Genomic DNA, 25153 nt, shown 5'->3' with positions numbered 1-25153 from the left:
TAGTTTTATTCTAATTCTATAGGGTTATTACGTTTATCAAACTTTTGTTGGACCTTTCGCTTTTCTTTAGAGCTTAGACCAAAAGAAAATCCTTTTTGATTTAATCTTTTAAAATAATCAGAATAATAATCTTTTTTAGAATTGTAAAAATCATGTTTAGTCGTCTTTACATAGCCATCGTTCGTATTTAGATACTCTATTTTTTTACCCTTATCTAAATCTTTAAAAGAAATCAATTGATAGCTATAATGACTTTCGCTATCTTCTATTTCGACAATTAAACCGGGCAAACCATCAAATTTATAAGGACCTTGTGGAATTGGAATTTCTTCTGTAAACCAGGCCGTGTATTCTCGTCCTCCAAATTTGGTAATAGCTTTCTGTACTTTGAAGTTATTGATAACTTTCTTTTTTTGTTTAATATCCCAAGTATAAGGCTGAATGTCTTCTTCATACAAAAATTTATCACTACCTATTCTTCCAACGAAGAATAATTGATTTGTGTGATAGTTTTTGTAAATAACTTCAGAAAATTTAGTCTTTGGGATGTTTTTATTTGAGAGATTAATAGATCCATTAAAATTTTCTACCATTTTTTTAGTAATAGAATCACCTATTCGTTTATTGACACTTATAAATTTAGATGTGTGTTCCCCTACGAAAAGATAAAAATCTTCAGTTGATTTTTTGTCTAAATTAGTAGAATCTGAAATATATTCTAATCGGTAAGTAACTTCAAAATTAGCTGTAAAATCTTTTAATTCACTTTGTGAGATTGCCTGTATACTGACTATAACCAGTAGTAAAAAAAATATTCTCTTCATTTGATTTTCATTAAAAAGGTTCGTTATTTCAACGAACCTTTGAATTAAACTTATCTTAACTAGTCGGTACAAAGATCTTCATCAATTGATCGAATCTCATTCATTAAAGCTTCTGTGTCATCAAAATCGCAGGCTACGCCTTGAATACCACATGTAAGTGTAAAAGGCGAACATTCAAATGCTTCAACTATATTTTCCGAAGTATAAGAACTAGCAAATGTTGCTGAACCTACAGACAATAAAAAAGCCGTTCCTAAAAAGGAATTTTTTAATAATTTAAAATTTTATGAACTCAGAATTTTGAGTTCGATTAAACATTTTGTTTTAAATCAATTTGACCACTTACAAACCCAATTTATTTTATAAGTTGTCAAATAAAAACTGTACAGTTGGTGTTGCAACACCTTGTAACTAAGTCATAAAAATTGGAAGTATGATTTAATTACGTCTACGAACGTATAATTAAAATCATAACTACAAAGCATATAAATGTTAAATGTTCAATCAAAAGGCAAAATGTACGGTTTAACCGTAACAGAATTACGGTTAAACCGTACATTTTAGCAATAAAAACAAATTTATATAATGAAAAATATAAAAAGCAAAGCTTATCGAAATTAAATCACAAGCTAATCCTTCTAATCATTTAAGAGACGGAGTTCTATGCTTCGTACAGCATTAACTACTAAGCAAAATGAATAAAATAAAAGAAATAAAATTGAAAATAGCTTAAACTTCATAAGTCGGATGTAGTTAGTGAACAAATAAAGCTAAGCAAAAAAACTCTATTAACTGATAAATTAGTTAAGATTAAGGAATTAGTTAGTTTAGCTATTGGATGATTATCCTATTTTAGATAAAACCTTTTGTAACTCATCTTGCTTCAGATGACTCATCAAGCTAACTAAAGCTTAAGGCTGAATGTCGAGATATATGAAATTAGTTCTGCATGAATTCAGAAGAAAACTGAAATGGCATTTACACAGAGGTTCTATAATTAATATAAAAATAGAATTTAATCTACACTAAAGACTTTTCGAATTGAAATTGGTTCTCCGTCTTTAGTGAATCCTTCCAGTTCAATTTCAAATTTACCGCTCAAATCGGAAGTGAAAAAATTGACTGAATTTTTAGTTTTAAAGTTGGCATTGGGATTCCACCAGAGTTGATATCTATAATCGGGAATGCGATCTAAATCTTCATTTTTATAGTCAGGGCTATAATACTGCTTTCGGCTTTGTGATGTAATGATTTTGGCAGATTTCATATACGAACCTCTTAACTCTTCCGGGAAGTCACCTTCTTTAGTTTCTATCGTGACTATACCCTGAAAGGTTTCTGGTCCATAAAAAGTTTTCCTTGTGAGAAGCCCTATAGTTTGGATTCTTTCTGCTCCAAAAGAAATCAATTTACTGTGATCCTGAACAACTACTCCGTCAACAATCAACAATGCGGGTTGTGTAAATTGACCATTGAAATTTTCATTCCTAACAAATATGCTGTAGGTTTCATCTTTGCTTTTTTCAACACGGCCAGATTTTATTATTTCTACAAAAGTTTCACTAACTTCTTTGAATCTTTTATAGTCATCCAGATTGTATTTGATTAATTCACCATCAAAGAAATAAGCCTTATCTTCTGGAATAAGCACTTGATCTGCTTTGGTAATGGAAAAGGCATTTTCAATTTGATTATTTATACTTTTTTCTAGAATATAATCTTTTAGATTTTTTTGAATTGTGGGTTGCTTTCCAAAATTCAATTTTGAAAAATCTGGGTAGTTATCTTTATATAATCCTACAGAAAAATCATCTTTATTATAACCTAAAAGTTGAAATAAGACTTCATCGACTGATGATCCATTATTTACGGTGAAATTAAATTCACCCGTATCGTCTACTGAAACAATGTTTACGTGATTTTTCTCACCTGCAAAGGATACTATTAAATTGTTACTTTGAAAGGTTTCTTTATTTCCTCCTCTTATTCTACCTCTATAAAAAGAGCCTCTTACTTCAGGTAAGATTAAAGTATCAGAAAAATCCCAAGCATTTCTGTTATAGATTTCCGAGAAATTGGTGCTTTTAACTCTCTTAGGTTTATCAAAATCATCTATTCTCCTCACGGAAATTGAAAAATCACCTCTTACTTTATTAGTATTATCGATAGATAAGATTACTTCTTCTCTCTTTGAAAACGAATTTTTATTCAGGTCTAAACTGAATTCATTCGAAGTTTGAGTTTTGACTTTTTGTATTGTTGCTTCAATACTATCGTTAAGAATAAGGCCTTTATTTGATTTTTGATATGGATTTAAAATATGAATGTCCTGTTCAAAATAATTTCCTTTAGCATTCAGCATCCATGAGGTATAGCCTAGCATTTTATAGGCTCCAGAAGGCAAATCTGAAGGAATAAAAAAATCTGAATAAGCCTGTCCATTGTCTAAATCTAATTTATGCTGAAAAACTTCTTCTCTATCTGAATTCACTAAAGTCACCCATCCAGTTTCACTAAGATTACTTAGCTTATTTGAACCAGAATTAACGCAATAAAATTTATAAAGTAATTTTTCTCCGCTCAGTAATAAAGTGGTATTAACGTGAATGTAGACCTGCTCCTTAGGAACTTCGTTTTGTAAAAATTTTATATCGATTGTCTTTTGAGAATATGACCAATTCACAAATCCAATACAGGAAATAAAAATTAAAATAATATTTTTTATCATTCGTTTAGTTTGTGATTATTCTTCCCAAAATTCAGGCTTTTCATTAGAACCAAAAACTGTACAATCTACACATCGTCTCGGAACCACTAAAACTGGCTGTTGTTGATTTAGTGGTAAAGGCAAAGGGGTCTCATACCACCTAATTGCGTTATTTGCAATTTGTTGAATCAAGAGTCCTATTTCTGGAAAAGTGACTTCACAAGCTGAATTGGGAACAAATTTTGGCCTTATATTTTGCGGATCATAAAAATCTTCATAATTAAAATATATCCTTTTAGTTGAAACTGATGAAATATCAAAAAAGCCAATTATTTTTTCTTCCTGATTACTTATATTAGAAATATTTCCTGCGAAAAAACCCGGCTGAATTTGAGAAAAGAGATTGTCTGAATTTGAAAGTTTTTCTAAAATTTCAAAATAGGTGTAAGCTTCTCTGCTTATCACATATTGTTTCACAAGGAGACTATACCTGTTAGATATTTTGGGTTCGTCTGAATCGACAAAATTTATCAAAAGGTTGTTTACACTGTCTTCTATAAGTGAATTGGTATTTGCAAGAATTAAGTCTTGAGATTGATTTGTTTGGTAACATGTGTATTCTTCTTTTAATTTCGGAACTAATTTAGCAATCCCATCTTCTATAATAATGTCATTTGTTTTAAACATGTTAGAAGTAAATTTAAATGTCTCGATATACTCATAGCGGTAATAATTACCAATACCGGAAATGTTTTGATTATTTAAGGTAATTGCAACACCATCTTCTCCTTGTAAGGTTATTCTGTTTGCTTCTAATTCACCAATACTGCTAGTCATTGGCAACTGCATAGATTCAGATTCATAGTCTTGGCCATTTACTGAAATTCTGAGTTGATAGTCAACTCCTGATTCAGCAGCAAAACTATCCCTAGATATATATATTCCTGGTTCGGTTTCTTCAAAAACATGTTGACTATTCCCTACTACCCTAACATCAGCTCCAGATAAGGGATTTGGTCCAGTTGTAGCTATGGCGTAAGTTTCTGAAAGTTTGATCTGATGCTGCTTCACTTCATTAGTCACAGTTCCTTCTATGACAATAGCACTTTCAAACCCTTCGGTTTCTAATGGAATTTCTTCAACACAGGAAACTGCAACGATAGCAGTAAATAAAAATAACAGTATATATTTTGATTTTAATTTCATCAACGTTTCAAATTATTTTAGAATCTAAAATTATAAGTTATTGTAGGAATTGGAATAGCAAAAATAGAACTCTGATATGCTTTTACCTCACCATTATCAGTTACAAAAAATACCGAGTAAGGATTATTCCTGCCCAAAACATTATAAACTGAAATATTCCAAAAACTATGTGCAAATTTTTCTATTTTATGGTTTCCTTCTACATTAAAGCTTAAATCCAATCGATAATAATCTGGGATTCTAAATTGATTTCTATCACTGTACATAACATATTCAGAATTATTAAAATTATATTTTCCAATAGGATAAGTTACTGGTCTTCCCGTTTGGTAAACAAGGTTGGCTGAAAAACTAAAGCGTTGCGTAAGTTTATAATTCATTACAGCACTAAAATCATGAGGTTTATCAAAATTGGTGGGGAAAAAATCGCCATTATTTACAGTCTCTTCCTGAAAGTCACCTGCTAATTTTACAAATGACCTAGAATAGGTGTATCCCAAATATCCGTTTAAAGCCCCCTTCTTTTTTCTAAGCAGTAATTCTACTCCGTAAGCCTTTCCGTCACCTTGCAAAACTTCAGTTTCAATATTATTGTTTAAAAACAGGTCAGCGCCAACTTTATAATCCAACAAATTGTCTGCAGTTTTATAATAACCTTCTAAACTTAGTTCATAGATATTGTCATCAAAATTTTTAAAAAATCCTAATGCGTATTGATTTGCTCTTTGTGGTTTTATAAATGAATCTGAAAGTTTATAAGTATCGGTCGGAGCAGCTGTAGTGTTGTTTGATAAGGTATGAATATACTGATAGGTGTTATTATAGCTCAATTTCGTCGAAAAGTTAGGTCTAAGGAAATATCTTCCGGAAACTCTAACTTCTGGACCTCCATAAGTTTCTATGACCTCACCACTATCATAGCTTTCTACTCCAGTATTTGTCGTTTCATTTCTGGGCAAACCATCTTCATAAGTATTTATTTCAGCTGGTCCAAAAGCTGTATAAAATGAATACCTTAAACCAGCATTTATTAGAAGTTTATCACTCACCTCAAAGCTATCTTCTATGTAAACAGCAGTCTCAACAGCTCTTTCTTTAGGAATGCTAAGTGGCTCTATCAATGATTCTGAATTTCCCGGTCGCACTTCACCTGGTGAGACGTTATAGTATTTTGCGCTTATTCCATAATTTAGAGTATGTGCTTTATTATGTAAATATTTCATCTTCAATTTTACTTCAGACTCGTTGATCGTGTAACCAGAGTCAAAATTATTATCAAAGTCACTTTCATAGTCTAAGTTGAAATTATAGTTAGAATTGGTTGCTACTAATTCTCCCTGGTGTTTTTCATTTAAAACCTTACTGTAAGAAAGAGCAAACATTCTATTTGTATAACTAAATAAAGAATCTGAGGTTATACTGAAAACGTCACTACTATAGTAACCACTTACATTTAATTCGTCCTTATTATCAAATTCGTGATTATACTTTCCTACAAAGTCATAAAATGAGGCCTGGCTATCTTGTAAAGCTTCATCATCTATAGTATTCAAAATCCAGTCAGAATAAGTGCCCCTTCCACCCACAATTAAGCTTGATTTACCTTCAACAATGGGTATCTCAAGGCTTACGTTACCAGTTACAGGTCCAATGGAAACTTCACCCTTAAATTTTTCTTTATCTGCTTTTCTCGTATTAAGATCGAAAACAGAAGACAACCTTCCTCCATATGCAGCAGGAATACTGCCTTTGTAGATACTTACATTACCAGTAGTAAAAGGGTTTAAGCCTGAAAATATTCCAAAGAAATGTGTAGGATTATAAATCACTCCTTCATCCAGTAAAATTAAATTCTGGTCAGTCTTTCCTCCTCTCACATTATAACCACTTGCAGCCTCTCCTGCAGTGCTAATACCAGGCAGAGTGGTTGCAACTTTTAGGATATCTCGTTCGCCTAAAACCAGAGGAATTGTTTTAATTTCAGAAACATTTATTTTTTCTACTCCAGTCAATGCAGATTTTACATTATCTCTTGCGTTTGCTTCTATCAAAACTTCCCCTAATTCTTCAAAGTTTTTTTCTAATCGGAAATTTAAGACGCCATCGCTATAAACCACCAAGCGCTTTTTCAAATTTTCTACACCAATACCCCGCATTTCAATCAAATTCACTCCTTTTGGTAGTCTGATATTATAATTTCCATCGATATCGGTTACTGTTCCGCTATTTTGATTTGGGACTAAAATATTTAAACCCGAAATAGGTTCACCTTGTTTCGATATTACTCTTCCTTCAAGTTGATAGGAATTCTTTACGGAACGCCCATCTTCCTTCCCTATCAATATAGTTTCAACAGCATTAGATTTTTTTGTACTATTCACATAGAAAATAGGATTAGCTGCTTGATTTTTTTCTTTAACCCCATCTGCTTCAATTCCCTGTATCTCCTCTTCAGTTTGGAGAAAACCATCTGCTAACTCATCATAAATTATGCTACCCCGGGTAAGGATCACACGATTTTCTTTTATAAAATAGTTGATATTTGTTTCTTTAAAAATATCATTTAATATATCAGAAAGTTTTGTTTGCGAATATTCGCCAGACAATTTTTTAAGACCTAACCAATTTTCTTCAAAGAAGAATTGATATTTAGTTTTCTCTTCAATTTCAATTAAGACCTCAACAATATTTTTATTTTCGAAGCTTAAGGATATTTTTGAATCAGCTGTTTGAGCATAGAGAAGAGAGTAATTAAATATTAATAAAAAAAGTAAATATTTTCTCATTCTTTAATATCGTTTGAAGCAATTAAGAGAAGGGAGTTCATTTTATCAGCGAGTCTTATCATAAACGCATCAGGTTGATTTCTAGATTGCTTTCTAAAATCTTTATAAAAATCTCTGATGTCTTTTTTGTAGTCAGGGAATCGTGAAAATAAATCCCTACGGTTGTCTAAGTCAAAAAACTGTTCATTAATCTGAAAAACATAATCTGGATTAGCCGTACTAAATTCAATATAGGCCACACTTTTATCTCTGAGTTCCTTCTTGTCTTTTACATGCTTTTTGAAGATTTTAAAATCTCTATTTTCACTTATAACTTCGTAAAACCCTTCGATATCAGGATCATTTTTGGCTTCTAAATATTTGAATTTATGACCATGAATCTGAAAATTATCAACCATATCACTGAATAATTGAAAAAAGGAACTCTTCTGATCATGTTGAAGGTACACCATCAACACATCGTTATATATATTGAATTTTAAGGGGACATTATTATATAATTGTCCATCATAAATCACCCAACCTTTTTGAAATTCATCAGATTGAAAAAATTTATGCTTTTCGTTAATCATTCTATCCTCCTCCACATATTCTACACCTCGAAATAATGAAGAATTTTCAATCCCAGTTTGATTGTCGTACCAAGAATAAATTTCTGCTTCCGAAAAACTTTGACCGAAACATGAAAAACTGATAAATAGAGATAGAAAAGATAAAGTATAATTTATGTACATTAAAAAAGTGATAAAGAAGTGATCTAATATTTCATAAAAACTAAAGAGATCAAATGTTTTTCTATTGATTAAAAAAATTATGACGTAAACTTAAATAAATTTATCAGTAAACCTAAAAAAACTAACAATAATACTTTTTTCACAAAGTACATCTTCACATTTTTTATCAGAAAAATTTAATTTCAAATTTGTTGAAAATATAATGGCTTAAGAAAGCCTTGTGGAACAACCCAGCAAAAGCATTTAAAATAAAATCACAATTCAATAAAAAAACTATTTTTGTGCTTTCAAACTAATGTTATGTCTTTAAAGAAAGCTTCCCTTCTTATCCTCATCATTCTGGTGATCGATCAAGTTTCAAAAATTTATATCAAAACCAATTTTATGTTGGGTGAAGAAGTCGATGTGTTAGGCTGGTTTCGTATTCTTTTTGTAGAGAACGACGGTATGGCGTGGGGAGCAAAGATTCCAGGAGCTTACGGTAAAATTCTTTTGACTTCTTTTAGGATTGTGGCTATTTTCTTTATTGGCTACTGGCTGTGGGATTCTGTCAGAAAAAAAGCCCCAAAAATATTAATCATTTCCATTTCTTTAATTCTTGCCGGAGCGATTGGTAATATCATTGATTCTGTGTTTTACGGAGTGATTTTCGACAGTAGTTTAGGTCAAATTGCTACACTTTTTGCTGAAGAACCTTATGGCGAATTACTGAAAGGAAAAGTAGTAGATATGCTTTATTTCCCGCTATATAATGACACCTTACCCAACTGGATTCCTTTCTGGGGCGGTGAGCGATTTGTGTTTTTTGAACCTGTGTTCAACATTGCTGACACAGCAATAAGTACTGGGTTTGGACTTCTATTGGTATTCAATAAAAAGGCATTCCCAAAGAAATAGATTCTAAGATTTCTTAGGTTGAATTTTAAGCAACAGCTGGTAAGCTTCGATTTTATCTTCGGAATTTACTGGATAAGGTGCCAAATTTTTCAAATAAACAATGTGAGTTGAAGTAGAGAAAATCTCTTTATGGAAACCTAACGCCGGAATCGTTATTTTCTTAGCAACAGTTTCAGAACCATCATTAATTTCAATTATCACATCAGCCTCCCCTGGCCAAACACACGTAACTTTCTTTGGGCACCTCCCATCACTTACCACTCTTTTGAAACTCAGCCTATATCCATCAATATCTACCTGTTCCAACAGCTTTAGTTTGGTTAAAATCTCAGGAACTTGAACTTCTTCTGTGGTATTTTTATTTTCTTCTGAGTTTTGAGCGTTTAGACTCAACGATAGCGATAATAAACTTATAACTAAAAGGTAAAATTTCATGTGTCGTCCAGGTTTACATTTCCAAAACTAAAGGTAATAGAAAAAGCTTAATAGATCACTTGTGTTTTTTTTTTTCAGAGGTAAACCGTGATTGAAAAAAAATAATGAATATGAATTAAATTAGACGTAAAAAAGACAACTCATCAAATAGCGGGAATTTCCTCTCTTGATTTAGTTTCCTTCCTTTAAAGAGATGGAATAGAGCATTTTGACACACTTAAGATCTTAATTTAATAGTTATTAAAAAGATAGCACTACTCTACCCTAAGCCTACATCCAAAATCATCATTACTACAAAACCACCTATAAAACCTAGTGTTGCCAAATCGGTATTTCGGTCTTGCTGTGATTCTGGAACCACTTCTTCTATAACAACAAATATCATAGCTCCTGCAGCAAAGCATAAAGCGTAAGGTAAAATCGGTTCAAAAGTCAAGACTGCCCAGGCTCCTAGTACCGCAGCAAATGGCTCGACTATAGCCGACAAATGACCATAATTAAAACTTTTCCAGCGAGAAAGTCCAAGTCCACGCAATGGCATGGCTACTGCGAAGCCCTCTGGGAAATTTTGTAACCCTATTCCTATAGCCAGGGCAACCGCACCACCGATACTCGCTCCTTCTAGTCCTGCCGCAGCTCCGCCAAACAGCACACCAACCGCCAAACCTTCGGGAATGTTATGTAAGGTAATCGCAAGCGTGAGTAACACTGATTTATGCCATTTGGTCTTCACCCCCTCTTTTCTGCTTTCTTTAAAATTGATATGCAAGTGGGGTAAAATTTTATCTAAACCGAAAATAAACATAGCTCCAAGCACAAACCCCACAACTGCAGGGATTACTTTTATGAATCCTTCACCATCGCTCATCTCAATCCCTGGAGCCAGCAAGCTCCAAAAACTCGCAGCCACCATCACCCCTCCCGTAAAACCAAGCATAGTGTCAAAAACTTTTCTGTTCATGGATTTAAAGAAAAACACCAGTGAAGCACCCAACCCCGTAACCAGCCAGGTGAAAATGGTGGCAATAAGTGCCGCCATGACAGGATCTTGAGCTTCAAAAAAAGAAATTATATTCTCCATAATTAAATTTTGATATAAATGTTTACTGTTACCATTGTGGAAACTCTCAAGGTTTTATCTTCTATTTTTAACAACATAGACCCGTCAAAATCTTCCTTGTCGAGTACCTCAATGGTTTTTCCTAAAGCAATATTGTTTTTATCTAAGTATTTCAAAAATTCTGAAGAGGTATCTTTTACACCAACCAAAGTTCCCTTTTCACCTTTTGACAAATCCGATAACAAAGTTTTATTAGCCACCTGAAAGTTACCTTTAGCATCTGGAATAGGATCTCCATGTGGATCTCGCTTGGGGTAATTCAGGAATTTATCTAACTCTAAAATTAATTTTTCTGACTTGATATGTTCCAATTCTTCAGCTACTTCATGAACTTCATCCCAAGAAAAATTGAGCTTCTCTACCAGAAATACTTCCCACAACCTGTGCTTTCTTATGATTTGCAAAGCAGTATCCCGGCCAGAGTCTGAGAGATAAACCCCTTGGTACTTTTCATAAACCACAAGCTTCTTATCCGATAGCTTTTTAACCATGTCAGTTACAGATGAAGCTTTGGTTTGCATTTCTTCTGCTAATGCATTTGTACTTACACCAACTTTGGAATGTTTCTGTAAATGAAAAATAGCTTTCAAATAATTTTCTTCAGATAAGGAAAACATAAATCAATTTTAAGTTTAACAAAAGTAATGATTTTATTTAATCTTATAAAATATTTAGTTTTAAGTATTATTATTTTTAGCTTTGTCTAAAATTAAATTAATAAATAATGAAATATAATCTTTTGGCCGCCTTATTTATACTTGGTTTCGGAACTTACTCTCAAACGGGGAGCATCGAAGGAAGTGTGAGTTTTAAAGATGAAGCTGGATTATCAGCAACTATTAAAATAATTGGAAAAAATAATTACACGATAACAAACCAGAATAATACATTTTCGTTTCAGAGTTTACCTGTAGGAACTTATAAACTGAAAGTAACTTCATTAGGCTATATCGACTTAATTGAGTCGGTAGAAGTGAAACCAGAGGAAATCACTAGTGTTCAATTTCAACTACGTCCAAAAAACAACACCTTAGAAGAAGTGGTGATTATTGACAAGCAAACAGGCTTAAATTCGAAAACACCATACAACTACACACCTGTGAGTATGGATCGAATTGAAAATAAAAGCAGTCCTTCCGGGGTTATGGGAATTCTTCGTGAAGTACCTGGTGTTTATGGAGCTGAATTTGGCCAGGGAATTGTAAAACCCTTTATTCGGGGGCTTGGGTTTAGTCGTGTAGCCACCATTTTTCAAGGCAATAAATTAGAAAATCAACAATGGGGTGCCGACCATGGACTTGGGGTAAATGACCTTGGCGTGAAACGCATCGACGTCATTAAAGGACCTGCCTCTGTACTTTATGGATCAGGAGCTTTAGGCGGAGTCATTTTGATTCAGGATGATGAGTTTTACAAAAACTCAAAAGAACTTTCTGGAAACATAGGCACAACGTTTAACTCCGTTTCCAAGGGATTAAGAACCTATGGATCTGTTGGTCAAAAATTCAAAAATGATCTTTTCTTCGGGGCTAACCTTGCCTACGAAAATCACGCCGACTATGAATCTGGAGACGGAGATATCATTGGCAACAGCAGATTTAATATGAGTAGTGCAAGAGTTCATGTGGGTATTGATAAAGAAAACTTCGACAATAAATTATCCATCTCTTATTCTATGCAAAATCTTGGGATCATCGGAGATGACGAACTGGAAAATTCTAATGCAACCACCAGAAATGACAGAGATATGCAGTTGCCTTTTCAGGAAGTCATGGATGTTTTGATATCTTATAATCAGAGAATCGACCATGGAAAATTTGAGTCTGTTTTTCATGTATCTCATCATTTTAATGATAGAAAGGAAATTGAAAGTAACCCCAATCAGGTTGATTTAGGACTCAACCAAAACAACACGTTTTACAATGCCAGACTAAATTTTGACACAGGCCGCTTTACTCACAATTTTGGCTTACAGGGAAACTTCCTAAAAAATCAAAACCAAAATCCAGTAGAAGAAATATTAATTCCGAATGCCAATTATGCTGAAAATGGCGTTTACTATATGGTCAACTGGGATTGGAAAACTTATTTCCTGCAAGGAGCCTTGCGATACGATTATCGCCACGTCAACGCAGACGCAAGCGATGAACAATTTGTAGACGCAAACTTTCTCTTGCCTGGCGAACCTGAGAGCAGAACTTTGGAATCCAACTTTGGCGGTATCACCGGTTCATTTGGAATTACAAAAAACCTAAGTGAGACTCAAAAATTAAAAGCCAACTTTTCCTCTGGTTTTCGCTCCCCGGATTTAGCTGAGCTGTATTCTTTCGGTCAACACCCCGGCACCAATAGGTTTGAAATTGGTAATGCCAATTTTGAACGTGAGCAAAGTGTCCAATTGGATTTTAATTATAGTCTGACTATGGACAGGTTTAGACTAGACTGGTCTGTTTTTGGTAGTCAAGTGGACAACTATATCATCTTTGCAGACTCAGGAGAAATTCAAGCTGAATCCGGCCTTCAAATTTGGGAATACCAGCAAGTGGAAGCCCAACTTTACGGGAGTGAACTCAACTTACAGTATGTCGCCTTAGAAAATCGAAATCTCAAATTCAATCTGGGTGCAGCTTTAGTAAGAGGAAACAATCAAGATTTTGATGAACCACTAACTTTTATCCCTCCAGATAACGCTAACCTGAAAGTAAGTTATGGATTTGGAAAACTTCAAAGGACTTCATTATATTCAAAAATAAGAACGGTAGCCAGGCAGGATCGTCCAGGTCTTAATGAACAGGAAACACCTGGTTTTACTTTAGTAGATATTGGTTTAAACAGAACATTTACTCTTGGAAAAGCAAATCAGCTTGAAGCTTCAGTAGCTCTACAAAACTTGTTTAACGCAACTTATGTTGATCATTTATCTATATTGAGAGCCTTCAATATTCCAAGTCCTGGAAGAAATCTAACGCTTAATTTAAGGTATAAGTTTTGATGATTCTCTCGTTTGTTTCAGTAAAGCCTAATTATCTTTGATTAAATAATATTATAACTCTACAATGGAAGTTTCTTTGACCACTCCAGCATTACTTTTCCCAGCGATTTCGTTATTGCTTTTGGCTTATACTAACAGATTTTTGACAATAGCCGGACTCATAAGAAACTTACATCAAAAATACCAAGATCATCCAGATACAGATATTAAAGCCCAAATATCTAATTTAAAAAAGCGAGTAACCCTTATCAAGAACATGCAACTGTTCGGCATCGCTTCTCTTTTGCTTTGTGTTGTTAGCATGTTTGCGATTTATGAAACCTGGCAAACAGTAGGCAGCATCATCTTTGGAATTTCACTGGTGTTGCTCATGATATCCCTGGTTTTATCAATTTTAGAAATTCAAATCAGTGTGAAAGCTTTGAATATTCAACTCAAGAATATAGAAAACGATTAAATATCATCGTAATCCACAAGTACTTTTGCTGAAGTTGGCTGCGCCTGGCAGGTTAGTACTAAACCTTCCTCAAGTTCATCATCGGTTAAGATTTGATTTTTTCTCATTTCCACTGTCCCTTCTTTAATTTTAGCGACACAAGAGCTACAGATTCCTCCCTGGCACGAATAAGGCGCATCGATATCCTGAGCTAAAACAGCGTCCAAAATCACATCACTTTGTTCCATAGAGAGTTCAAACTCTTCATCATCGACAATTACTTTCAGTGAAGTTCTACCATCTGTGCTTGCCTCTACACTTCCCTCTTCGGCAGTGTAAAACAATTCATATTTTATATTGTCTTCATTGATACCGGCAGCTTTTAGACTTTCGCTCACAGCTTCAATCATTGGCTCTGGACCACAGAGATAAAATTCTGAAAACTCAAGACCTTCATATTTATTCTTAATCACATAATTGACGGTAGACCGTTCTATTCTACCGAATCTGGAATTGTCTTCTTTGACTTCACTATAGATGAATTCTGGAAAGAATCGCTTGGGATATTCTTTCTGAAGACTCAATAATTCCTGCAGGAAAATTGTTTGCTGTGGAGATTTATTACCGTAAACCAAAACGAATTGAGCAGATTCAGACTGAGACAATAAGGTTCTTATCATTGACATGATTGGCGTAATTCCGCTACCAGCTGCAAAAGCACAGAATGTTTTACCGTCCAGTTGTTCGGGCAAAAGAAATTTCCCTTCAGCTGGATGCACTTCAATTATGTCACCTTCAGACAAAACTGAATTGGCATAATTTGAAAATTTTCCGTCAGGAATAGCTTTTACAACTATTCCCAACTCCTTCCCTTCTTCAGAAGAAATAGAATAGGAGCGCCTCACATCTTCCCCGTCAATCTTGGTTTCTAAAGTCAAATATTGACCTGCTTTAAATTTATATTCTGAAGCAAATTCAGAAGGAACATCAAAAATGATGTTTACTGCTTTATCAGTTTGTCTGTTGATTTCTTTTACAGAAAGTGTATGAAATTTGTCCATTTAATTTAATTTATGGGCTAAAAATACAACCCTACAAGAATTAGCCTAAGCATTGAACAATATTTTAATGTGGTTTTAAGTTTTTATCTATAATTACACTTTTTCAATTTACATTTGCCCACCTTAATACTATTCCTCTATGACTCTAAATATTCTACGTTTCACTTTACTTTTCCTAAGCTTTGGAACTTTTTGTTCTGCGCAAAATTTAACGCCAGACATAAAAACCCAAACAGCAAGAAAGGTAGAACTGCATAAGATTAAGGTAGATTCACTGGAGTTGATCTTGGAAGATTATCAAAAATCCATGAAATTGGATTCTTTATGGAGAACACAATTGACAGACCAAAGCTATTCGAGACGTTTAGAAAATGTCATCAAAGACAGTCTGGAAAACAAAGTAGTTATCACAGAAATACCTACAGAACTTTTAAAGGAACGCTTAGCAACTTTAAACGCTAAGACTCCATTCAATATTGAATACAATGAAAGTTTGGAAAGTGTCATTGGTTATTTCTTAAGACGTGAGAAAGAAGGAACTGAGCGTCTTATGGGGCTTAGCAAGTTTTACTTTCCCATGTTTGAAGCTACGCTTGACAAACATGATGTTCCCCTTGAAATGAAATATTTAGCCCTTGTAGAATCTGCTTTGAATCCTCAAGCAAAATCAAGAGTCGGTGCCACAGGTTTATGGCAATTTATGTACAGTACGGGAAAAATGTACGATCTTGATGTGAGTAGTTATGTAGATGAACGCATGGATCCTGTAGCTTCAACTAAAGCTGCAGCAAAGTATTTGAAAAGATTATACTATATGTTTGATGACTGGGATTTAGCTCTTGCTGCTTACAATTCCGGACCTGGAAACGTATCTAAGGCTATACGCCGTAGTGGAGGTGAAACCAATTACTGGAAACTTAGAAGATATTTGCCAAGAGAAACCGCTGGCTATGTCCCGTCTTTTCAAGCCATGCTTTATCTCTACGAATATGCAGATGAGCACGGGTTCCAACCTCAGCGTCCAAAGTCAACCTACTACGGAACCGACACCATAAAAGTAAAGCAACTTATTACTTTAGATCATGTGGCTAAAGTTACCCAAACTGATAAAGAGTTGTTAGAATTTCTTAACCCAAGCTACAAGCTAGGAATTGTTCCTTTTGAAAAAAACAAGTCTTATTATTTACGTCTTCCCTACGAAAAATCAGGACTATTTGTGGCCAATGAAAATGAAATCTATGGATATGCAGAAGAGCGTCTTGCTGAGGCCAAAGAGACTCTACCTAAAAATTACAAGGCAGATGATAAAATTAATTACTATGTTAAGTCCGGCGATTATCTAGGAAGAATTGCAGAGAAATTTGGAGTTGGTGTGAGCCAAATAAGATCTTGGAATAATTTGAGAGGAAACAATTTGAACATCGGACAAAAACTTATCATCTATCCAAGAAATGTAAACGCTTTAGTTGAAGCTCAGTCTAAAAATACTCCAGCCAAATCTTCAACTGAAAATAAGACCGAATTTTATAAAGTTAAGCCTGGAGACTCTCTTTGGACAATTTCGAGAAAATATCCAGGTATAAGCATTGAAGACTTGAAGTCTATCAACAAACTAAACAACAATCAGTTAAAGCCAGGAATGAAGCTTAAAGTATCCAAAAGCTAGAAGAAAGCTCTCAACTGAACACTGCCTGTATGGACAGCATTCAAATTCTCGCTTTTCCTGCCAAAATAGGTTAAATTAAGATCTAGGAAATCGGTGATTTTCTTTTGTAAAAATAGGGACCACGTAAAGTTATCATTTGGAAGTAAGCCTTCCAACATTTGATAAGCTACTGGCGAAGATGCACTTCCTTCAAATTTATTCTGAATATAATTTACCTCACCATTAATGCTATACTTCTGAGCATTATTCAGCGTAAACGACAAACCAAAGGTTTGCTGGTTTAGAGCTTCTTGTTCTCCAATTTGATTTTCTTTTGAAGCTAATTCATAAAACATATCAAAACGCTTGTCACCTAGTAAATAAGACAACTTAGGATTCAAAGTAAAACCTTCAATTTCGAAATTTCTATTCTGAAATCGATCTGAAAAACTTTCAGAAGAATTGAGGTCCTGAGTTAATGTTACCAACCAACTCTCTTGAAATTTGTGAATAAACTTAAGCTCATGTAAAAGATTTGAACTTTCCTGAAGTCCCAAAATACTCAAGTTTTTAGTTGTATTCTTTGTAAAATTATATGAGGTAGTAAATTTCTGAAGACTCCTGTTGAAAAATAAAATATTCCTGAAAGTAGTATTCTCTCCCAAAATATCCTCCTCACGTCCTCCAAAAGGATTCAGGCTAAGCGAATTTCTATCTTTCCTCAACTTTTTATCCAGCAATAGCCAAGTTTGATTATAAAATTTGGAAGCTATTTTTTTCCAGCCTTCTTTATTTTGCCAGGTTTGAAAATTCAATGTTAGTTGTTGACTAAATCGAGTTTGATTTGTCCTTACAAAAATTTGGTTTGGCAGTAATATTCTTACAAATCGTCCTTCATCTTGGAATTGAGCAACTTCAAATTCATTCAACTCTTGGACTCCATTTTCATTGTAATCTATCCATGTGTATTGACCTTGTCCAGGCTCGACTTCGAGATAAGTAAATTCTTGCTGTGCAATACTTCCGCTATTGGTTTCATAAGTTGTGTTTAAATTGACAAGTCTATCCCATAAGTTTTGAGAATAGGTTACTCTAGAGTTCAAACTTTGTTCATCAGCTCGGTTCTGCTCATTAAATTCCAGGTTCCTGAGATTGGCAAACACTCTAAGTTTGGTGGATTGAGAATTAATTAATTGAGATCTCACAAAGTAATTAGCAGAGGTGTTTACACGTTGCAAAATATTATCTCGTAAACTATCATTTTCCCGATACCTATAACCAAGCTCTACGTAAACGTTTGTTGAATCCCCCACTCCAGAAAAGACTTCGTAACTAGCAAATCGCTGAGTATTAGGTGTAAACTCATTGTTTTCAACTCTCGATTCCTGGTTATCTTCCAGGTTGTAACGCAATCCTGACCAAAATTTCCCGAAATCATAAATTCCAGAAACACTTGCTCTAGCAAATTTTGAGTCTAGAAATGAAGATTCACTTTTCATATAACTTGCACTAGCATCAATTCTGAATTTATTCTGAACTTGTCTAGCGCTTATAGAATGTTTTTCACCTAAGAAATCATTTGAATATTCGAGTCGCTGGAAGTGATACTGCGTGTTACTTTCTAAATTATTTCTAAAATTAAATCCAGTATCAAAAAATATTTGATCTCCAGCTGGGTTGAAAAGATTCCAATCTCTTGTAAATTCAACATTATAAAGACGTTCAATACTCGTGTAAGTATCTTCTATAAAATTCAAATTCCCGAAGACATCCAGCTTCTTATCGGCACCTTGCCTGTATAAAGTTTGGTTTACAGAGAACTGAGAAGCCAATCCTCGATTATCACCTTGATCTAGTTCTGAAAATAAATTTTCATCATTATTACTCGCAGCAACTTCAAACTGAACAGTTGTTTTTTCTGAAGGAGAATATATGCCATTGAGCATAGCAATTTGAAGTTTGGCAGGAGCAAAAAGCCTTACGACGGGTTCAAAATTACCCTGAGGAATACCATCGACAGGAGAAACATATTCATAAATATTTGCAATTGCGTCCTGGCTGGAAAGGATATAATTTCCTTGATTCGCTCCAAGGTTGGTGAATCGAACATTGAATAATTCAGCTTCAGGATCATTGGAAAACACAAAAACCTCTCTTCCATCACGAAGTTCTTTTTCATATAAAATCCTGTTCTCTGAATACTCAGCAGGAACTGCACTTGGTGCAAACATTTGGTTTTGATTGTCTCCAGCATCCTCCAAAACATTCACTTGCTCATCTGTGAGACTTTGCTGCAATGGCTGATTTTTAAGATCATTTTCATTATAAAGAAAACCATTCAGCTGAAGTGACTCTGACCTAAATCGAGATCCTGTGGTGGCGACGATTCTGGAAAAATTCCTATCGGAAACCTGATATTCTACTACGATTCGCATTTCAGAAGTAATAGGAAAAGTAGAATTGAAAATGATTTCGCCAGCATTATAATCTATTAAATAGTCTTCATTTTCCCCTCTGGTCAAAAGTCTTCCATTCACATACACGTCTTCACTTCCCGAAACTATTAAGACATAGAGTTCACCGTTTTGACCCACGAGTTTATACGGCCCTTGATTACCCTCTTGAGCGGTTAATTCGCTTCTTGTAAAAACCCCTCTTACCAAAGCACCAGCTGTATAAACTTCAGTTTCTCTTTTTTCATTACCTAAATCTGCAGAGAGGAATAAGCCTTGCACGCGCTTGGTATATGATGCAAAAAAAGATTCAGTTTCTATTAAGTCTATATCACCAGCACGAATTCTCCATTTTTCAGATTCCAATTCAATAAAAATCTGGTCGAATTCATCTAGTTGTTGCGTATATCCGCCAGACTGAGTAGGGGCGTTATCATCTTGAATAGAAGCTTTCAATGTTACATTTTCTGAAATCTTTCCAGAAATCTGCAAATCAAGTTCAGACCTTACTACAGCATTTTGATTGTCACCTACACTTATAGCTCTTGATATACTTCCGCTTGTATTAAGACCAGCGAAAGGGACAAAATTACTGGGTTGACGTTGTTGCTGTAATTCATATAAATTATCAACAGGATCACTAGTATCAATAATTAGACTTTCGTCTAAGGCTTTATAAGTTTTGGTTAGAAATTCCGGATATTTAAAGTAAGTCACTATCAAGCTGTCTTGAGTTCTTTTCAATTCTGAAAAAGGAATGAGTTGAGCTGCCGGAAAATCAACACTATAAAGAGTAGATTCAACTTCCAAGCTATCCATAGTCTGGAGTTTAAACTGAAACGGGCTTATGCTGACTCCTTCTAACTGAATAGTATCCTGGAGCCTTACTGTTTTAGTGACCAATCCAGACTGTGCCAAAAGTGAACTAGCTCCACAACATAAAAAGACAAATAGAAGATAACGCCTCATAGGTGTAAAACTAAAGCTTTACTAAAATATTTTATAGGCTTAAGAGAAAGTAATTTGAAGTTAAAAAAGTTTGGAAAAAATAAAAAGCCCCAGTTATGAATCTGGGGCTTACCTAATAATTAATAAATCTATTATGAAAAATTTATTAAAACGCTAATATAAAGCATTAATTAAATAATTACGGCAATTTTTTTAAAAAAATTATGGTTTTTTGGGAATGTAATCTGAAGCTAGGGATGTTTATAAAACACAAAGCCTCGGTTATGAATCCGAGGCTTTGCTAATTAACCAATCTATTATGAAAAACTTCATCCTGACACAAATATATAGTTATTGTTGTATTTTCAAAACAATTTAAAAGCTAAAATTTCTATAAATAAAAAATTAAACCTCAAACCCTTCATTTACATGAGGTTCCCAAAAATAAAATTTGAAATTTTTTATTTTATCATTCGCAATCTCCAAACCTTCCTCCTCTAAAAGCCGCTGCATAGTATCATGACCAGGGAAGTGATGTTTGCCTGTCAGAACTCCATTTCTATTTACAACTCTATGTGCAGGAAGGTCTTGATCAAGCTTCACACAAGCATTCATTGCATAACCGACTGTCCGAGAACTCTTGGCTGCGCCAATAGCTTTGGCTATAGCTCCATAACTTGTCACTCTACCTTCAGGGATTTGAGCAACAATGCTGTAGACTTTTTCAAAAAAATCTGATCTAGCCATGTTTTACATATTAGACAATCTTGCAATAGTAATGATGATAAGAACCAACATGAGTGCTGCCATAAAGTAGTTGGAGTATCTCTTAAAGAGCTCTGTCTTACCGTCGATTTTCATGATGAAAATGATATAAAAATACAATGTAGTAAATGTACCCAAAGCCGCACTCAAAGCAAAAATTAAATCGTCGTAAATCGTAAAAGTAATTTTGAAGTTATTGGTCAGTAAAGTTCCAATAAGAACAAAATAAGGAATAGGAAAGATATTGAGCCCTGAAACTAAAATACCTTTAAAGAAACTCTTAGTACCTGTACGTTTTTTGATATTCTGTTGAGTTTTTTTTCGATTGGCAGACAATAAAAAATAAATGAACATCAGAATTAAAATCGCAATCCCGGTTTTGAGGAACATGCTCTTTACATAAGGATTCGAGAAAATATATTTAGAGATTAAAACAGCCAGAAGCGCTTGAAAAAAAACTACTAAAGAAGCACCAAAGGCCATCAAAACCCCATTACGCCTTCCTTTTTCCAAGCAGGTCTTTGCTACGCTCATATTGACAAGACCTGGAGGAATAACTCCAACTAAAGCCGCTAAATAGGTATAAATGTAAATTTGTAAATCCTCCAAATGTTATGGCTTTAGTCTAAATTTCAAATAAGTAATGGATTTCTTTATATCTAAGTACTGTTGTTCATAAAAGGTTTGAATCCCCACAACTTCTTCTGGCGCCTCGTGATTCACATAAATATCGTGATGAGCATAAATTATATCATGACCTAACCCTTCTAAAATTCCTAAAGTGTATCCGTGCATAAATTCACTATCGGTTTTCAAATGGATGATGCCTTCCTTGGTTAGTATTCTTTTATATTTATCCAGGAAATCTGGATTGGTCATTCTATGTTTTGTTCGTTTCCATTTGATCTGTGGGTCTGGAAATGTAATCCAGATTTCGTCCACTTCGCCTTCCTCAAAAACCTGATCGACAAGTTCTATTTGAGTTCTTAGAAAACCTACGTTGGGTATATCTTCTTCTAGTGCCGTTTTAGCACCTCTCCAAAACCTTGCTCCTTTTATATCAATCCCCAAAAAATTGCACTCAGGATTTCTTTTGGCTAAACCAACGGTATATTCACCTTTTCCACAACCCAGTTCTAAAATCAATGGATTGTCGTTTTTAAAAAACTCTTGTTTCCACTTTCCTTTATACTCGTAAGTATCATCTACAATTTCAGATCGAGTAGGCTGAACTACATTATCGAAAACCTCGTTGTCTTTAAATCTCTTTAACTTGTTTTTACTCCCCACTTTTACTGAAATTTTCGTGTAAAATTAACTAATTTTACCAATACTCAAAAACTTCTATTTTGGACTTCCCAACCCATATTCTAGTTTCTCCTCTTAATTGGGGTTTAGGCCACGCTAGTAGATGTGTACCTATTATCCATTATTTTTTACAACAAGGCTGTAAGGTAAGTGTAGCTTCAGATGGGGATGCGCTTCTCCTGCTGAAAGATGAATTTCCAGAGCTTAACGTTTTGGAGTTAAATTCGAGTAAAGTCACCTACTCTACTTCTGGATTTTTCTTTTATCTGAAGTTGATACTTCAAGGAAATGGATTGAAGAAAAGGGCTGAAAAAGATGAAGCACTAGTTGAGGCTTACGTTAAAAAGCATCAAGTTGACTTGATTATTTCAGATCATAGATTTGGAGCTTTTTCAACTGAAGTAAAATCAGTCATTATTTCTCACCAACTTCAGTTTAAAGCGGGTTTGTTTTCCTTAAGCTCTTCCTATTTCAATGCGAAATACCACAACCGATACGACGAGGTTTGGATTCCAGACACAGATACTACTCCAGATTTGAGCGGAGTATTGAGTCAGTCTCGCTGGATTAAAATACCAACTAAAAAAATAGGTGTATTAAGCAAATTTAAAAAGCTTAAAAGTGAAGAAGACATTGATTACTTAGCTGTTATTTCAGGACCGGAACCACTTCGAAGCAACTTTGAGGAAAAATTAATTCAAACATTTTCAAGTTTAAAATCTAAGAAATGTGTAATTGTACGTGGTGTTTACGATCAAGAACAATTAAAAAATCAACCTCATCTTAGTTTTTATAACCATTTAAAATCTGAAGATCTCAATAAATTGGTCTGCAGATCAAAGCTTGTGATTTGCAGATCTGGATATTCTTCTGTAATGGATATGGCTTGCCTTGGCAAAAAAGTATTTTTCATTCCAACACCTCATCAAGGGGAACAGGAATACCTAGCCAAGCGATTGGAAGAATTTAAAATCGCACCTTTCTCTTCTCAAGAAGATTTTAAAACTACAGACCTCAATAAATTAAAGTTTTATTCTGGATTTAATTCAGAAGAGATTCATCAGTTTCCTCTTCCTGGATTTCGTCAGACTTTGGAAGTGTAAAAGAAAATTCACTGCCTATGCCATAAACGCTGTCTACAAGGACTTGTTCATTGTGAGCCTCAATAATATGCTTTACAATAGAAAGTCCTAAACCAGAACCACCTTCACGCCTGGATCCCGTTTTATCTACTCTAAAGAATCGCTCAAAAAGTCTAGGAATGTGTTCCTTCTCAATTCCTTCCCCGTTATCGGTAACACGAAGCATAATTTTCGAGTTCTTCAACTCTTCAAAACTTATTTCTGAAGTTCCTCCTTTTTTGCCGTACTTTATAGAATTGACAATAAGATTGGTCACCACTTGCTGGATACGCTCTTTATCACCTTCTACATAAATTGGAGAATACTCCTTGTCAAAATTAAGGCTGATTTCTTTTTTGGCTGACTTCATTTCCAGCAATTCAAAAACACCTTTCACGAGTTCTACGAGGTCAAAGGTTTCAATATAAAGGTTAAGATCTCCAGTTTCCAGCTTCGTAATCATGTCGAGATCTTTCACAATATAAATCAATCTATCTACACCTTTACTTGCTCTCGTCAGGTATTTTTTTCTGACTTTTTTATCTTTTATAGCTCCATCCAAAAGTGTAAGAATATAGCCCTGAACGGTAAAAAGTGGTGTTTTAAGCTCATGAGAGACATTCCCTATAAACTCCTTCCTGTAGTTTTCTCTTACTTTTAATGTTTCAATCTCAAGCTTTTTACCTTTAGCAAACCTTTCCACTTCTTCTGTAAGTGTTTTCATATCTGAAGTAGAGCGCTGGCTCCCTAGGGTTGACTGATCAAGTAAAGAGACGCTATCATAAATAGATTTTACGCGTTTATAAATAAAGAACTCAATTCTAAGTTGAATGATGAAAAAAGAAAAAATAAAGCACACCAGAGCAAAAACAAAAATAGAAGCCAAATTGACTTCTAGTTGAATATACTCGTATAATGTGATAAGGCCTGTTAAAAAAACAGTGATATAGGTTGAAGTATTGAGAGCAAACTTATATGATCTTTTGAATTTTCTACTCATTCATGAACAAACTTATAGCCAACGCCTTTTACAGTCTTGAATTTGTCGTCGCCCAATTTTTCTCTTAATTTACGAATATGGACATCGATAGTTCTTCCACCAACGACCACTTCATTCCCCCAAACTGTATTCAAAATATCATCTCTTTTGAAAACTTTGTTTGGCTCTGAAGTGAGTAAAGATAGTAATTCAAATTCTTTTCTGGGCAAGGTCATCTCTGTTCCTTTGCTTGTAATTTTATACTCATCACGATTGATTGTAATATCACCTATTTCGTAAATATTTGATTCTGAAGCGTCAGACTTGAATCGTCTTAACAAAGCCTTGACTTTACTCATCAATACTTTTGGTTTTACTGGCTTGGTGATATAATCATCGGCGCCAGCGTCAAATCCTGCCACTTGAGAATAGTCTTCACCTCTTGCAGTTAAAAACGTGATAAGGGTGTTTTCCAGGCCTTTCGTCTCACGAATCTGTTCACAAGCCTCTATCCCATCCATTTCTGGCATCATGACATCTAAAATCACCAAGTGAGGCTTTTTCTTCTTAGCTTTTTTAACTGCTTCGACGCCGTTTTCGGCTGTGACCACTTTGTAGCCTTCAGCATTTAAGTTATAGCTTAAGATTTCCAATATATCTGGATCATCATCCACAACGAGAATAGTGATGTCGGATTTTTTCATGAATTTTAATTTTGTTAGTTACAAATTTAAGG

At 34.3% G+C, this 25153-nt stretch carries 20 protein-coding genes; 5 read left to right on the top strand and 15 right to left on the bottom strand.

Annotated elements, in window-relative coordinates; translation table 11 throughout:
* Window positions 1-5: 5 nt before the first annotated feature.
* From ACFQ0R_RS07265 to ACFQ0R_RS07245, 5 genes are all read right to left on the bottom strand, one after another.
* Window positions 6-824, bottom strand: a complete 819-nt coding sequence (locus ACFQ0R_RS07265; protein WP_379657719.1) for a GLPGLI family protein — start codon at window positions 822-824, stop codon at window positions 6-8.
* A gap of 1015 nt (window positions 825-1839) precedes the next feature.
* Entirely contained in the window at window positions 1840-3552 is a 1713-nt protein-coding gene (locus tag ACFQ0R_RS07260) for a hypothetical protein (protein WP_379657718.1), read from the bottom strand.
* Between the two features lie 15 nt (window positions 3553-3567).
* Window positions 3568-4737: a DUF4249 domain-containing protein gene (locus ACFQ0R_RS07255; protein ID WP_379657717.1), complete on the bottom strand. Its 1170-nt coding sequence runs from the start codon at window positions 4735-4737 to the stop codon at window positions 3568-3570.
* A gap of 17 nt (window positions 4738-4754) precedes the next feature.
* Window positions 4755-7523, bottom strand: coding sequence for a TonB-dependent receptor (locus ACFQ0R_RS07250; protein WP_379657716.1), 2769 nt, complete (start codon window positions 7521-7523; stop codon window positions 4755-4757).
* Window positions 7520-8257 (bottom strand): hypothetical protein, encoded by a 738-nt coding sequence (locus tag ACFQ0R_RS07245; protein WP_379657715.1) that lies wholly within the window; start codon window positions 8255-8257, stop codon window positions 7520-7522. The genes ACFQ0R_RS07250 and ACFQ0R_RS07245 overlap by 4 nt, the downstream gene beginning before the upstream one ends.
* Before the next feature lie 300 nt (window positions 8258-8557).
* On the opposite strand from ACFQ0R_RS07245, the gene ACFQ0R_RS07240 reads away from it, so the two are divergent.
* Window positions 8558-9154, top strand: a complete 597-nt coding sequence (locus tag ACFQ0R_RS07240; protein ID WP_379657714.1) for a lipoprotein signal peptidase — start codon at window positions 8558-8560, stop codon at window positions 9152-9154.
* 3 nt (window positions 9155-9157) lie between these two features.
* On the opposite strand, the gene ACFQ0R_RS07235 is transcribed toward ACFQ0R_RS07240, so the two are convergent.
* From ACFQ0R_RS07235 to ACFQ0R_RS07225, 3 genes are all read right to left on the bottom strand, one after another.
* Window positions 9158-9589 (bottom strand): hypothetical protein, encoded by a 432-nt coding sequence (locus ACFQ0R_RS07235; RefSeq protein ID WP_379657713.1) that lies wholly within the window; start codon window positions 9587-9589, stop codon window positions 9158-9160.
* Between the two features lie 259 nt (window positions 9590-9848).
* Entirely contained in the window at window positions 9849-10670 is an 822-nt protein-coding gene (locus tag ACFQ0R_RS07230) for a ZIP family metal transporter (protein ID WP_379657712.1), read from the bottom strand.
* 2 nt (window positions 10671-10672) lie between these two features.
* Entirely contained in the window at window positions 10673-11326 is a 654-nt protein-coding gene (locus ACFQ0R_RS07225; protein ID WP_379657711.1) for a metal-dependent transcriptional regulator, read from the bottom strand.
* Between the two features lie 107 nt (window positions 11327-11433).
* Here ACFQ0R_RS07225 and ACFQ0R_RS07220 point away from each other — a divergent pair, with 107 nt between their 5' ends.
* Both ACFQ0R_RS07220 and ACFQ0R_RS07215 read left to right on the top strand, forming a co-directional pair.
* A complete protein-coding gene (locus tag ACFQ0R_RS07220; RefSeq protein ID WP_379657710.1) occupies window positions 11434-13701 on the top strand; it encodes a TonB-dependent receptor in 2268 nt (755 codons plus the stop codon).
* Window positions 13702-13765: 64 nt separating this feature from the next.
* Window positions 13766-14158 carry a DUF2721 domain-containing protein gene (locus ACFQ0R_RS07215; protein ID WP_379657709.1) on the top strand — a complete coding sequence of 131 codons (393 nt, stop codon included), beginning with the start codon at window positions 13766-13768 and terminating at the stop codon, window positions 14156-14158.
* Here the strand turns inward: ACFQ0R_RS07215 and ACFQ0R_RS07210 are convergent.
* The gene (locus tag ACFQ0R_RS07210) at window positions 14155-15198 is read right to left on the bottom strand and encodes a 2Fe-2S iron-sulfur cluster-binding protein (RefSeq protein ID WP_379657708.1); all 1044 of its coding nucleotides are present in this window, start codon (window positions 15196-15198) and stop codon (window positions 14155-14157) included. The two genes, ACFQ0R_RS07215 and ACFQ0R_RS07210, sit on opposite strands and share 4 nt — an antisense overlap.
* Window positions 15199-15337: 139 nt before the next feature.
* Here ACFQ0R_RS07210 and ACFQ0R_RS07205 point away from each other — a divergent pair, with 139 nt between their 5' ends.
* Window positions 15338-16864, top strand: a complete 1527-nt coding sequence (locus ACFQ0R_RS07205) for a lytic transglycosylase domain-containing protein (RefSeq protein ID WP_379657707.1) — start codon at window positions 15338-15340, stop codon at window positions 16862-16864.
* Here the strand turns inward: ACFQ0R_RS07205 and ACFQ0R_RS07200 are convergent.
* The 4 genes from ACFQ0R_RS07200 to trmB form a co-directional block, all read right to left on the bottom strand.
* Entirely contained in the window at window positions 16861-20265 is a 3405-nt protein-coding gene (locus ACFQ0R_RS07200) for a hypothetical protein (protein ID WP_379657706.1), read from the bottom strand. The two genes, ACFQ0R_RS07205 and ACFQ0R_RS07200, sit on opposite strands and share 4 nt — an antisense overlap.
* A 384-nt stretch (window positions 20266-20649) precedes the next feature.
* On the bottom strand, window positions 20650-20991 hold the full coding sequence (locus ACFQ0R_RS07195; protein ID WP_379657705.1) for an MGMT family protein: 342 nt from the start codon (window positions 20989-20991) through the stop codon (window positions 20650-20652).
* Between the two features lie 3 nt (window positions 20992-20994).
* Complete coding sequence (locus ACFQ0R_RS07190; protein WP_379657704.1) at window positions 20995-21618, bottom strand: LysE family translocator; 624 nt, start codon at window positions 21616-21618, stop codon at window positions 20995-20997.
* 3 nt (window positions 21619-21621) lie between these two features.
* Window positions 21622-22299, bottom strand: a complete 678-nt coding sequence (trmB, locus tag ACFQ0R_RS07185; RefSeq protein WP_379657703.1) for a tRNA (guanosine(46)-N7)-methyltransferase TrmB — start codon at window positions 22297-22299, stop codon at window positions 21622-21624.
* Between the two features lie 59 nt (window positions 22300-22358).
* Between trmB and ACFQ0R_RS07180 the strand changes: the two genes are divergently transcribed.
* Complete coding sequence (locus ACFQ0R_RS07180) at window positions 22359-23420, top strand: glycosyltransferase (RefSeq protein WP_379657702.1); 1062 nt, start codon at window positions 22359-22361, stop codon at window positions 23418-23420.
* On the opposite strand, the gene ACFQ0R_RS07175 is transcribed toward ACFQ0R_RS07180, so the two are convergent.
* Together ACFQ0R_RS07175 and ACFQ0R_RS07170 are read right to left on the bottom strand one after the other, a co-directional pair.
* Window positions 23359-24438, bottom strand: a complete 1080-nt coding sequence (locus ACFQ0R_RS07175) for a sensor histidine kinase (RefSeq protein WP_379657701.1) — start codon at window positions 24436-24438, stop codon at window positions 23359-23361. The genes ACFQ0R_RS07180 and ACFQ0R_RS07175 overlap by 62 nt on opposite strands.
* Window positions 24435-25121, bottom strand: a complete 687-nt coding sequence (locus tag ACFQ0R_RS07170) for a response regulator transcription factor (RefSeq protein WP_379657700.1) — start codon at window positions 25119-25121, stop codon at window positions 24435-24437. Before ACFQ0R_RS07170 ends, ACFQ0R_RS07175 begins: the two co-directional genes overlap by 4 nt.
* Between the last annotated feature and the right edge of the window lie 32 nt (window positions 25122-25153).

The sequence above is a fragment of the Psychroflexus salinarum genome (genome assembly GCF_042677225.1).
GTDB classification, from domain to species: domain Bacteria; phylum Bacteroidota; class Bacteroidia; order Flavobacteriales; family Flavobacteriaceae; genus Psychroflexus; species Psychroflexus salinarum.
This window is presented reverse-complemented; position numbering and strand designations above follow the sequence as displayed.

What these genes read in the sequence shown, in the direction of transcription:
- ACFQ0R_RS07265 (WP_379657719.1), bottom strand. Translation starts at nt 824, where the DNA reads ATGAAGAGAATATTTTTTTTACTACTGGTTATAGTCAGTATACAGGCA.
- ACFQ0R_RS07260 (WP_379657718.1), bottom strand. Translation starts at nt 3,552, where the DNA reads ATGATAAAAAATATTATTTTAATTTTTATTTCCTGTATTGGATTTGTG.
- ACFQ0R_RS07255 (WP_379657717.1), bottom strand. Translation starts at nt 4,737, where the DNA reads ATGAAATTAAAATCAAAATATATACTGTTATTTTTATTTACTGCTATC.
- ACFQ0R_RS07250 (WP_379657716.1), bottom strand. Translation starts at nt 7,523, where the DNA reads ATGAGAAAATATTTACTTTTTTTATTAATATTTAATTACTCTCTTCTC.
- ACFQ0R_RS07245 (WP_379657715.1), bottom strand. Translation starts at nt 8,257, where the DNA reads ATGTACATAAATTATACTTTATCTTTTCTATCTCTATTTATCAGTTTT.
- ACFQ0R_RS07240 (WP_379657714.1), top strand. Translation starts at nt 8,558, where the DNA reads ATGTCTTTAAAGAAAGCTTCCCTTCTTATCCTCATCATTCTGGTGATC.
- ACFQ0R_RS07235 (WP_379657713.1), bottom strand. Translation starts at nt 9,589, where the DNA reads ATGAAATTTTACCTTTTAGTTATAAGTTTATTATCGCTATCGTTGAGT.
- ACFQ0R_RS07230 (WP_379657712.1), bottom strand. Translation starts at nt 10,670, where the DNA reads ATGGAGAATATAATTTCTTTTTTTGAAGCTCAAGATCCTGTCATGGCG.
- ACFQ0R_RS07225 (WP_379657711.1), bottom strand. Translation starts at nt 11,326, where the DNA reads ATGTTTTCCTTATCTGAAGAAAATTATTTGAAAGCTATTTTTCATTTA.
- ACFQ0R_RS07220 (WP_379657710.1), top strand. Translation starts at nt 11,434, where the DNA reads ATGAAATATAATCTTTTGGCCGCCTTATTTATACTTGGTTTCGGAACT.
- ACFQ0R_RS07215 (WP_379657709.1), top strand. Translation starts at nt 13,766, where the DNA reads ATGGAAGTTTCTTTGACCACTCCAGCATTACTTTTCCCAGCGATTTCG.
- ACFQ0R_RS07210 (WP_379657708.1), bottom strand. Translation starts at nt 15,198, where the DNA reads ATGGACAAATTTCATACACTTTCTGTAAAAGAAATCAACAGACAAACT.
- ACFQ0R_RS07205 (WP_379657707.1), top strand. Translation starts at nt 15,338, where the DNA reads ATGACTCTAAATATTCTACGTTTCACTTTACTTTTCCTAAGCTTTGGA.
- ACFQ0R_RS07200 (WP_379657706.1), bottom strand. Translation starts at nt 20,265, where the DNA reads ATGAGGCGTTATCTTCTATTTGTCTTTTTATGTTGTGGAGCTAGTTCA.
- ACFQ0R_RS07195 (WP_379657705.1), bottom strand. Translation starts at nt 20,991, where the DNA reads ATGGCTAGATCAGATTTTTTTGAAAAAGTCTACAGCATTGTTGCTCAA.
- ACFQ0R_RS07175 (WP_379657701.1), bottom strand. Translation starts at nt 24,438, where the DNA reads ATGAGTAGAAAATTCAAAAGATCATATAAGTTTGCTCTCAATACTTCA.
- ACFQ0R_RS07170 (WP_379657700.1), bottom strand. Translation starts at nt 25,121, where the DNA reads ATGAAAAAATCCGACATCACTATTCTCGTTGTGGATGATGATCCAGAT.